The organism is Spirosoma flavum, assembly GCF_042686045.1.
Taxonomy (GTDB): Bacteria; Bacteroidota; Bacteroidia; order Cytophagales; family Spirosomataceae; genus Spirosoma; species Spirosoma flavum.
Map to the genome: position 1 here is coordinate 536837 of NZ_JBHUOM010000023.1, position 10977 is coordinate 547813.

The 10977-nt window shown below is 44.6% G+C and carries 7 protein-coding genes; 2 read left to right on the forward strand and 5 right to left on the reverse strand.

Features of this window, described 5'->3' with window-relative positions:
* The first annotated feature begins 50 nt into the window (after window positions 1–50).
* On the forward strand, window positions 51–1259 hold the full coding sequence (locus ACFS25_RS22970) for an MFS transporter (protein WP_381505670.1): 1209 nt from the start codon (window positions 51–53) through the stop codon (window positions 1257–1259).
* A gap of 267 nt (window positions 1260–1526) precedes the next feature.
* Entirely contained in the window at window positions 1527–1913 is a 387-nt protein-coding gene (locus ACFS25_RS22975; protein WP_381505673.1) for a hypothetical protein, read from the forward strand.
* Between the two features lie 64 nt (window positions 1914–1977).
* Here the strand turns inward: ACFS25_RS22975 and ACFS25_RS22980 are convergent, their stop codons facing one another.
* The 5 genes from ACFS25_RS22980 to ACFS25_RS23000 all read right to left on the reverse strand — a co-directional run bounded on the left by ACFS25_RS22980 (window position 1978) and on the right by ACFS25_RS23000 (window position 9912).
* Window positions 1978–3822, reverse strand: coding sequence for a glycoside hydrolase family 9 protein (locus ACFS25_RS22980; RefSeq protein ID WP_381505675.1), 1845 nt, complete (start codon window positions 3820–3822; stop codon window positions 1978–1980).
* Window positions 3823–3868: 46 nt separating this feature from the next.
* Window positions 3869–4639, reverse strand: coding sequence for a ThuA domain-containing protein (locus tag ACFS25_RS22985; protein ID WP_381505677.1), 771 nt, complete (start codon window positions 4637–4639; stop codon window positions 3869–3871).
* A 96-nt stretch (window positions 4640–4735) separates the two neighbouring features.
* Window positions 4736–6214, reverse strand: a complete 1479-nt coding sequence (locus ACFS25_RS22990; RefSeq protein ID WP_381505679.1) for a T9SS type B sorting domain-containing protein — start codon at window positions 6212–6214, stop codon at window positions 4736–4738.
* 580 nt (window positions 6215–6794) lie between these two features.
* Window positions 6795–7565 (reverse strand): response regulator, encoded by a 771-nt coding sequence (locus tag ACFS25_RS22995; RefSeq protein ID WP_381505681.1) that lies wholly within the window; start codon window positions 7563–7565, stop codon window positions 6795–6797.
* Window positions 7566–7830: 265 nt separating this feature from the next.
* A complete protein-coding gene (locus tag ACFS25_RS23000; protein ID WP_381505683.1) occupies window positions 7831–9912 on the reverse strand; it encodes a tetratricopeptide repeat-containing sensor histidine kinase in 2082 nt (693 codons plus the stop codon).
* Window positions 9913–10977 lie beyond the last annotated feature (1065 nt).

The window sequence follows — 10977 nt, forward strand, 5'->3', positions numbered from 1 at the left end:
GGATAATAGATTGTTAAAAATAGCCGGTCCAAACCGGCTATTTTTGTGCTATGAATACAACTATTTCACTTGGCAAACCACACAGGAACGTGTTTATACGAAACTTACTGACGTTTTTCCGGAGTCGGCAGGCGATCGCTGTTGGTTTGGTATTTGCGTCAGACAGCCTCCTGTTTGGTAGTTGGGTGGCGCACATTCCGCACATTAAAGAAAAATTACACCTTTCCGATGCTGATCTGGGGATGACCCTTTTCGCCCTGCCCATTGGCCTGCTGGTTATGAACCCGCTAACGGGCTGGATTATTGGTAAGCTTGGGGAAACGCGAACTTGTTTCTGGTCGGCAGTAGGGTTAACGCTGGTCATTTGCATTCCTATCAACGCACCCAATACAGCTGTAATGGCCTTTGGCCTTTTTTTAGTTGGCCTGGCAAATGCGCTTATTAATGTGGCGATGAATACCACGGCGACAAACGTAGAGCGTTCGCAGGGCATCTCTATTATGTCGTCGTGTCATGGCATGTGGAGCTTAGGTGGCTTACTTGGATCGGGCATCGCCGGTGCTGTGATTGCGCTACACGTATCGCCATCGATACACATGGCAGCCGTGGCTGGGCTGGTGTTGCTCGGTACATTTCTGCTTCAGCCGGTATTGAGCCCTATCCCCTCAAGTAGCCGAACCGAGTCGGGCGAGAAAGCCGGATCGTCGTTTGTATTACCTAATCAGGATTTATTTCTAATGATCCTGATCGGTCTGGCGGTGGCTATGGGTGAAGGGGCTGCCCTTGACTGGAGCGCGGTGTATTTACGCGAAACGCTTGGCGCAACCAGCCAGATTGCGGCTTTGGGATTCGGCGCATTCTCCCTATCAATGACTGGCTTCCGGTTCATTGGTGATGCTATTCTTCCTAAAATTGGTGCTAAACGCTGGCTTCAGGTTGGTGCGTTAGTAGCGGCATCTGGGCTGTTGATCGCCATTGTCCTTCCATATCCAGCAACGGCTTTAGTCGGTTTTGCCCTGCTGGGAGCGGGTTGCTCGCTTGGTGCGCCAATTCTTTACAGTGCCTCTATGCGCGTGCCGGGTATTCCGCCAGCCGCTGGTTTGGCTACGTTCGCTACCTTCAGTTTCATTGGCTTTTTGGCTGGCCCGCCTATCATTGGTTTTGTAGCCGAATCCTTTGGCCTTTACTACGGGTTGGGGCTTGTCGCCGTAGTATTGCTTATTTCGGCAGGATTAGCACGGGTTGTTAAACTGTTCTGATTTACTGGAGTAAACCAGATCCGCATCTAGTTTACCTGGTAATTGCCCTTCTACCAGGTAAAATCCGTAGAATTGTCAATAAAACGTAATCAACGAGACCATGACATTAGCCGTTGCAACAGTGCCGAGAAGGCGTAATAAATCAGGGGTACTTATCTGATTTACGAAACACTGAACGAACGTGCCCTGTATTACCGTGGTTACCGCGACGTAACAACTGGCAAGAAAACGCCTGCCGAAATTACGGGAAGTAGTTCATTGCAACCAATGCTTGTGTCGCTGATTCATGGCTTTTTATTTACGCACATTGATAGAAAACGATATTTATTGGCAACAAATGAGTCAGGTATTCATCCTGACAAAGGCAGCAACTTATCAAATGACATTGCCATTTTCGATAAGTCAGTTGGCCTGATATTGACTGACAAATACTTCAGCGTACCAGCCCGAATTGCTATTGAAGTAGATGTCCGCATCGAACCTGAAGAGTTCTCTGGCAAAGAGTCAGGCTACGTGTATGAAAAGACAGAGCGTCTGCTTGAATTCGGTGTAGACACAATAATTCGGATTACCGCCCAGCCAAAAAAAATATTTGTGGCAACTCGTACGTCGCCCTGGTTAACCCAAAACTGGGATGCTACCTGCCCGTTCTAGACGATGTTGTTCTTAACCTGGCTGATTTATCAACCGAAGAAGGAATTGAGTTTTAAGCTTGCCCCTAATCCTCATTGACCGCTATCGCCAGCATGTACCAGGCGGCATGAGGCAACCATTGCTCGGCCCACCGCCAATCACTATCTTTCCCGGTCATTTTGTAGGACAGGTTGAAATCGATATCATCTTCGTTGGTCAGTCCAGATGTAATCCCGTTCACTACACCGCCGGGCGCGTTTGTGTATTCAAACGTACCAAAAAAACCATAAGTCGGATTGTTGTGACCCGCCCCCTGCAACATACAGGCATCGTAAGGATTTACCCCCAGTATCCAGTTTATCTGGTCCAGCGCAAAGCTTTCTAGCGTGTCGTGAAAGACCTTATCGTCGCTAAATAGTGGAGCACACAAGCGAGCCGCCGTTGCCATCGACGCAATTCGGGCATTTTCGCCCTGCCACCACGGTGATGCCTCACTACCGTGCGGAAAGAAAAATGTACTGCGTCGATTTCCCAGTGTATCCTGCACCAACTGCCGACTATAGCCAAATGGGTTGTTAACTTCGTGTGTTACCGCCAGTTCAAACGTCATCGAGCGTTTGATAGCCTGCTTGATTTTGCTCTGCATTTCGGCAGAAGCCAGTGGATAGTAATACGCCAAACTGACCAATGGCAAGCCCGCATCGGATGGATGAAAAAAGGGACGGTCCTGGTCATCTGCCCGCCAATAATCTTTGTAGTTTTTCCACGATGAAAGTCGGTTTAGGAGTTGCAATGCCCGTTTATCGGCGGCTTGCTTATAAGCACTTTTTTGAGTGGTCTTGTACAATTCCGTTGCTGCGCTCAACGCACAATAATCGTCAACGATGTTTTCTTTACCATCATTGGTCATGGCTACGTTTTCTTTCTCCAAAAAGGCAAAGGCATTTTCAGCAGCTTTCAGGTAATCGGCAGGGCTAAAATCACCCGTTTGGTCGGCGGCATACGTAGCGGCCATCGCCAGTGCCGCAATAGCTACGCCCCCACCCGACCGGTAGCTAACCTGATACTTACGCCAATTCGTTTCGTCGGCGGTACTGGTGAGGGTCTGATCTTTCGTTTGCTTAATACGATACGCTTTATCTTCGGCTTGGATAACCCGGTCTTTGGCCAGCTTACCCGGCCCTGGTGCTTTTACCGACCGATAAAACGACCCATTTTGGGCTTGTACACGTACTAAGTAATCGGCGCCAAACATCGCTTCGTCAAGCAACCGACGGGTATATTGTCGAAAATCCGTGCCTTTTCGCTTCATCAACTGACCATGCGTTTTCAGCAAAGTCCAGGCCGTTAATGAAATTTGTTGAGGATTAAAATATGACGAGAAGGTAAGATGCGACAGGTGCTTGCCATAATCACCGGTAGCATCGTACCAGCCGCCGTGAACGTCGAGCGTATCAGAAGTTCTGCCCGCCAGCACCGACTTTCGATCCGCCTTATCTAACAGACCTGAACTCCGCTGTCCTTTAAAATAATAGATCACATCAGACAAGGTGAACTGCTCCAGCACATTTTTACTAATTGAAAATGGGTATGACGATACTGTTTTGCCGGACGCTGTAATCTGCAATTGATAGGTTCCCTCGGTAACATGGGGGCTAAAATCGAGGGTCCAGAAAAGCCAGTTTTTCCACTTATTGACAGGGCCGCTGAACACCGGTTTCCCCGAATAAGCAATTTTGCCAGTCGCTGTGTTAATGAGCTGAAACGTTGGAATAGTCAACGGCTGATCGGCCATCACCATCGCCCGTTTGGACTTTGTTGTTTCGTAGCCTACCTGGTTAGTGAGTACCTTAACATTCTGTGCACGAAGCAAGTACGAACTATTGATAAACAGAAATAGAGTGGCTGTCTTGAGTAATTGGAGAGACATAAAGTCAGATTCTTTACAGGCTAGTTAATTTCCAGAAAATGTACATTCACTTTCCAGCACCCCAAAAAATGGCGTTGTGAAAAATTTTCATGAACGCGTCATTTTTAAACAAATCGGGATGATGACCCATGAAAACATACACATTACGCGCCTTCACCCGCTCATTTGACCAAACTACCGGATGATCACCACCCATTTTTATGGTTGACTCAGGCGAATACGTTGACTCATCGACAGTGGCCAGCACATTGACGTTAGGGCGCGGACTTTTGTTATACGTGTACCATTCCTCCTTCGCAACCTCAAACGTGGCCGGTACGCCTTTCATACAGGGGTGATTTTTCGCTTCTATATGTACGGTTGCTTTGGCGAAGCTGGCAATGTAATTTTTATACCGAATGCCACCCATAAACTCCGAAAACCAGGGCCACATCTGATACCCATCGAACTCACCCAACAACGTAGCATGATGAAACCCAATCCAGCCGCCTTTCCCTTCTGTAATGTATTTTTGGAAAGCGACTTTTGCCGAATCACTCCACGCATAAGGCGGGTAATTCAGCTGAATAAACAATTGATACTGCGCCAAAAATCGATCATTTATGGGATCAGCATTCTCAATATAATCAATCGTAAAATTATTCTCAGCTGCTACTTTCCCAAGCCATATTTTTGCCGCAGCGACAAAGGGGGCATGAATACCACCCGCTTCGGTCATAGCGACGACTCTAAATTGGGGTTTCTTCATCTGCGCGACGGCTGAAATGCTCAACCCGGCAATAAACAGAAGTACAAGCAGGGAGGTTAAAATTCGCATTCTCATTTGTTTCTTCATCAAAATAAGGCCGAAAAAACAAATATGCGTATAAAGCGAACGAGCCTGACCAAAAAAATGTGGGTCTGTATCCAGTATTTAGCGAATCAAACTTAGAGGTCCTTCCTTCTGATCGAGCGTTACCTTACCGCGCTGCTTTAACTGATACTTTATACTCCAGGAATACACACCGTTTTCACATAGCTGGCCATGATAGTAGCCATCCCACCGAAACGGAGAGGCAGACGTCTGAAAAACAACTTCACCCCAACGATTGAAAATGGCGAGCGACGTTATAGTAATATCACCGCAGCCAAATGCCAGAAAAACATCATTAAGTCCGTCGCCATTGGGCGTAAAACTGTTGGGCGCATACAAGACACAATCACAGGCACCATAGCTAACCATAATCGAGTCCGTAACGGTTGCACAGGCGTTTTGAACACTTGCCCGAAATATACCTGAATGGCCCACGGTTCGTTCTACATCCGCAAATTGATCCATCCAGGTAAATACTCCTTCGGCAATGGTAGGTTTGATTGTAAATTGCTCGGCCCCACACAACTCTTCATCCGGCCCTAAATCTAGTTGTGGAGGACGAATGTATTTTACCTGAATACTATCAGTAACGACACAAGTAGCCTGCGTAACCCGAATGCTATACTGCCCCCCCTGACTAACGGTATAGGTGTTTTGCGGGGAACCATCCTGCCAGCGATAGGTTGACGCGGCATTACGCGGAACGTTTAGCGTAAGCGATTGTCCATTGCAAAGCGTTGTGTCAGCACCGAGCTCAAAGTCAAGCGAGTAGTCAATTGTAATACTGTCACTTAATGTTTTACAGGCTGTTACAACCGTTACAGAATACTTGCCAGGTTTGGTTACCAATAATGTAGGATTGATACTGCTGTCGTTCCAGCGATAATCGATTCCACCCGGCGTTGTGGCATCGAGCAAACGGGTACTTTTATGACCGCATAACGTGGTGTCTTTTCCCAACTCAAGATTAACGGATCGCAGGGAAATATCATCAACAAGCAGATAATAAAAGCCCAGAAAAGGGGGTGATTTATAAAAACTGCCTATTGTTACGTATTCCTCGCCACCTCTGGCAGTCATAATACCAGATATACGTTGCCACTGTAAGCGCGAAACGCTAGGCAGGTTATCAAGCACTTGCGGCTTGGCATTAAACATTTCCGTACTCGTTGGAGCGGTAACGGGCTGAGTCGAAAAATAAGCACCAATCGTTCCTGTAAGGTACTTATTTGGTGTATCCGTGGCGATATACATCTCAAAATAGTAGCACTCATTTTCCTTCAACGGCCTCGTCAGGCGCACGGCGAAATATTCTGCCCAACCCTGATCGAAAAACAGCCGCCCGACGCCCTGACCCGTATGGGGTGGCACAAACATCTGCCCCGTCTGAAAACATTGATGATAAAAGTCAGGCGTTGCCCGATTGGGATTATACCAGGGGACGGCTTCCTTTAGAAGGTTGTCCTGCTGAGGACAATTTTGGTAAGTTTCAAAGCTACCATTGGGAATGAGATTTTGCCCCGCAGTTATTCCAGGCACGATTACTACAAGCCAAATCAATAGCCAACTATATCCTTTTTGCATAGCCCAGGCGCCATTACTTTGGGTTAGGCATTGATTGCCCAGACTGCCAAATAAGGGGTATCTAAGGTACAGATTTTTATCAATACGAGTGATATCAGCGAAAGGTTGCCTAGCTGTATTTTATACTACAGTTTTAACAACACAAGCCGCTCAATTAGTGAGCGGCTTGTGAATGGTGCGAAGATTAAAAATATTTTCCTGGGTAACGTGTTTTCGGTTAATGCTAAACCAGTTTTCCCATTTAGGCAATGCTGGTTTAGCCAGAGGAAAGTGTTCTAATGACTTTTCAAAGATAGTGGATGCTTCAATTTTTGCTCAGGAAGAGTTGTGAATAGCAAGATTTAGTAAGTGAGTGATCTGAATTGAGATGTAAATGGTATTTACAGCAGGCAATAGCTAAGGTAACTACCACTTGCGATGCCAGACCTTTCGCCTGGAGTAGTTTTTATGAGTATAGTATTACCTCAAACCATGATCTAACCGTTGTGTCAGCACAGGTAGACAGTGGTTTAACCGGAGTTGGCTGCCTCAGAACTCAGTAGTGGTTAAACCTCAACAGAAAGTCTTCTTTGTAACTTCGGCTCAGTGGCAATGACTGCGCCCCAATGTTCAGTTCAGTGTCATTGAAGGATTCTACTTTGTGAATGTTAACAGCGTAGGACCGATGAATACGAACCAGCGATGGCAAGTTCATTCGCTCCAGAATTCCACTCAACGTTAGCCGAATTACATATTTTTTATTGGCCGTAACCAGCGTAGTATACACGTTATCAGCCTCCAGATATAGCAATTCATTCACATTTATTTTGACAAACTGATAATTCTGCTTAACGAATAAATGGTCATCAATTTGCAAAATCGTTTCCCGATCACGCGCGCCCCGTTCCAATGGAACAGGCATAGCCGAAACTGGTTTAGGGTGCTGGGTAAAGTTATGGATAGCCAATTCAATGGCATTTCTCAGACTGGCTAACTGGTAAGGTTTATTGACGTACGCAGCAGGATACGTTTGTTTGGCCCGCTCCAAAGTTTCCCGGTCAGTCAGGGCGGTCAAGTAGATAACTGGAATAGACCGCTCAGCAGTCAGGTGTCGAACGGTTTCAATACCATCCCAATCACCTTTAATGGTAATGTCGCACAACAGTAAATCAACCCGTTGTCGCTGAAACAAATCGAGTGCTTTACGACCATTATTAGCAATACCCACAACGAAATAGCCGTCAGCTTCCAAGCTATCACTCAACTCCATAGCCAAAATACCTTCATCTTCAACTATTAAAATATGTATTCGTTCGTCACTGGTCATTAAAGGTTATGGGTTTACGGCTTTCCGCTAAAATTGTCTAGACAAGAAAAACTCTCTTTAACGTATAAATTACTATACGTTGAAGCTACTCAAATAATTACATACATTCATAAAAACAGCACCTGCCAGCTCATTAATTTGTATAATCACTTGTTGTTAAAAAATATATTTGTCCAACACACAGGCATCTTTGTTGAATACATACAACAAGTAGAAATACCAATTTCCGAAGCGTACTTGTGTAGCTGTTTTGCTTAGAGCGCGATCAGGCTGCCATACGAGCTTGTGGTATATGCAGACGACATAGCGTACCATTTTGCGTAATTAATTCAAATCGACCATCTAACTGCTCCGTCAATGATACAACCAAGCGTTTACCAAAGGATGTTCGGTTATCGGACTTTTGCCAATCGGCAGCTTTCATGCCGGGTCCATTATCCTGAATTTCCAGCGTAATGCCGGACCACGACGCGCTATTGGCATAATCCAGTTTAATACGCAGCAAAGGCCGCTCTTGATCAGCGAATGCATATTTAAAGGAATTCGTAATTAGTTCATTGACAATCAACCCCATTGGTATGGCTATATCTACATCCAACTCCCGTAGCGTAACATCTACCTGAAGATCGAAGTTAGTCGACTCATACCCGTAGGCTTGCATCAGGCTCTCTGCCAAGTCGGTTAGGTATTCGCGTATATTGACGATAGTTACCCGATCCGTCTGATATAAACGCTGGTGAATTAATGACATAGCTTGCACTCGCTGCTGCCCTTTTCGCAGAGCTTGCACGGCTTTATCATCAGTCAGGCCGTTTGCCTGTAAGGTAAGCAGGCTCGATATAATGGCTAAGTTGTTTTTAACGCGGTGGTGCAATTCTTTCATCAACGTGCGCAATTGGTCCGACTGACTCACTAATTGTTCACTGTTGCTTGTTATAATTTCATTCTGAACAGATAAGCGTCCATTGGCCCGGCGAATGGCCCAATACTGGCCAACTAAAATGCTCATCAGTAACCCAAGCAAACCTAGTCCTCCGGCCATATACTGAACCTGTCGAGTTTGTAGCTGGTTTTGATGGTCAAGAATAGAGATTTGATTAATTCGTTTCTGTGTTTCGTATTTAGCTTGAACTTCGGCTACAGCACGCGTTTTTTCAACATCGGTAATGGCTTTTATCTGCGCTATCCGGCGATTTTCATCAGCCTGAATAACAGCAATCTCTCTTTCTTTTACAGACTCAATGCGGGCAATTTCCCGCGTTTTAGCCAAGGCAAGATTTGCCTGAATAGTCGCTAATTCATTAGCTTTTCCAAGTGTATATTGGCCTTCTAACCGAGCTATAGTACGCGTCTTGTCAATATTCATCAGCGAATCCTCGATTCGTTTTTGCTGCACAGCGTACTTATAGGCTTTGTCGTATTGCCCCGTGCTTGCGTACATCTGCGACATCATTTTATACACCGACCGAGTTAGGGGTGCATTTTTGCTCACTTCTACTAATGTTATAGCTTTTTCACCGTAATGTATGGCCTGGTCAGGCTTTTTCAATAGCTGGTAAGCGGTAGATAAATTGCGATAATTATGGACAAGGCTGCTTGTGCGGTTCAATTCCAAATTGATAACCAACGCCTTATTAAGATACACAATGGCCTCCTCATACTTACCCAGCACCGTAGCATTTTTACCGAGATCATTATAAATAACTCGGTATGCCTCTGGTTTGGCATGAATTGAGTCATTGATAGCTATTGCTTTCAGAAAACATTCTTTTCCCCGCTCATAGTCTTCCAAATCTTCGTAAATGATACCCAGATTGATATAGTTCTCGGCCAAGTTTTGGTTAGCCTTAAGTGCCTGATTTATGCTGATAGCTTGTAGTATATAAGAACGCCCTTTTTCGAGATTGGCCCGCACACGCAAATCTCCACCCATGGTTTTGTACAGAAGCCCCAAGTTATGATACACTCTAGCGACTGATTTAAGTTTATGGCTTTTTGTGAAGTAATCTATGGCATCCTGGGCACTTCGGATAGACTCTTCAAACAAACCCTGATTCAGATAGATAGACGACGTCAGCAAGTTATAGTCGCCCATACCTTCTGTATAATTTATCCGTTGACAATGCTTTAGCATCGGTTTCAGGTAAAAGTGAGCCGAATCAAGCTGGCTTTGTTTGAAAAAAGTATTCGCAATTTGATAATATGTAATCGCTCGGGTCGTATCGGGTAACTTATGCGTCAACGTTATTTTTAAGCTATCGATCAACTGGCGCTGAGCCTGAGCGGGATGATTGGCGACCATTGGTAACGCCAGGAGGCAACATAAAGCCCATATATGACTTTTCATGATAAAAAGAGAGTACCGTTTGCTTTATATGTGGATTACTTAACTGCGATCGGATATAACCAAAAGGAAATATACAATAAATCTTAAGTTTAATAGAAAGCAACTAACGTTTATGAAAGTACAAAGGAGGTGCTTTTTACGAATCCCATCGTTATAGTTTGTAAGTTTTGCGAATCAATTTAGATTGACAGTCCAGCCCAAGAACGATTCTCCAATTAATATCTCTACCCTACCAAACAGTACTATAGTTACTAATTGCAGTTAGTGGTGTAACCTTCTAGCAGCAGGTCTTTGACCAGTCGGTAACTACTACAGCATCGTTTTTGCTCCCAGAACGAATCTGTAATGAGCGTGTCGTTACTCGTTTTTTTGTAAGCTGATAACCTTGTCCAGCAACATAGGTAAAATGAGCACTGCGGCTCACACCAATGAGATTTTGGTGATTCCGTTAGTCGTTTCGCTCAACATTTTAGTGGCTTGCCAGTTCGAAAAGAGTACTCCCCAACTATAACCGGTTTTCGTGTCGGTCCATCTCAACCTCACAACTCTTTATTTTATTATGCGACCTAACCATCTCTTTCTTAGACTATTGATTATCCAGCCAACTATAAACCAAACCACTTATGATGATATTAAGCGTACTGCTGACTACCATTTAATTAATAAGTTTATTATTTTCAATAAATATAAATAAATTGTTTACTAAATTGCTATGTGGTTAAGATTAAAGGGAGCCAAGTTGATACTTGTAGAAACGAAACGCTGACTTCATTGAAGTCAGCGTTTTTTGAGCGTGGTAAAACAAGTTAATCAAAAATTAGCCTACCCGCCTGCATACTTTCAACAAAGGTTATGTTTAACAGCCGTTATTCTAGACGATACCATCAAAAAATCCTGATTAGCCCCTCTACTATATTCTAAGTACTTTCATCCGGGAAGGATTAAGAAACAAAAAAGCTTTATACGTAACGTATAGGGCTTTTCTATTTCTCAATGGGCGTATATGCCCATTAATACGCATTGATGATCAGTTAGTTAAAATTTTCGCTAGCATATATCAAGATG

Coding starts and splice junctions, on each gene's coding strand:
- ACFS25_RS22970 (WP_381505670.1), top strand. CDS start 51: ATGAATACAACTATTTCACTTGGCAAACCACACAGGAACGTGTTTATA.
- ACFS25_RS22975 (WP_381505673.1), top strand. CDS start 1,527: ATGCTTGTGTCGCTGATTCATGGCTTTTTATTTACGCACATTGATAGA.
- ACFS25_RS22980 (WP_381505675.1), bottom strand. CDS start 3,822: ATGTCTCTCCAATTACTCAAGACAGCCACTCTATTTCTGTTTATCAAT.
- ACFS25_RS22985 (WP_381505677.1), bottom strand. CDS start 4,639: ATGCGAATTTTAACCTCCCTGCTTGTACTTCTGTTTATTGCCGGGTTG.
- ACFS25_RS22995 (WP_381505681.1), bottom strand. CDS start 7,565: ATGACCAGTGACGAACGAATACATATTTTAATAGTTGAAGATGAAGGT.
- ACFS25_RS23000 (WP_381505683.1), bottom strand. CDS start 9,912: ATGAAAAGTCATATATGGGCTTTATGTTGCCTCCTGGCGTTACCAATG.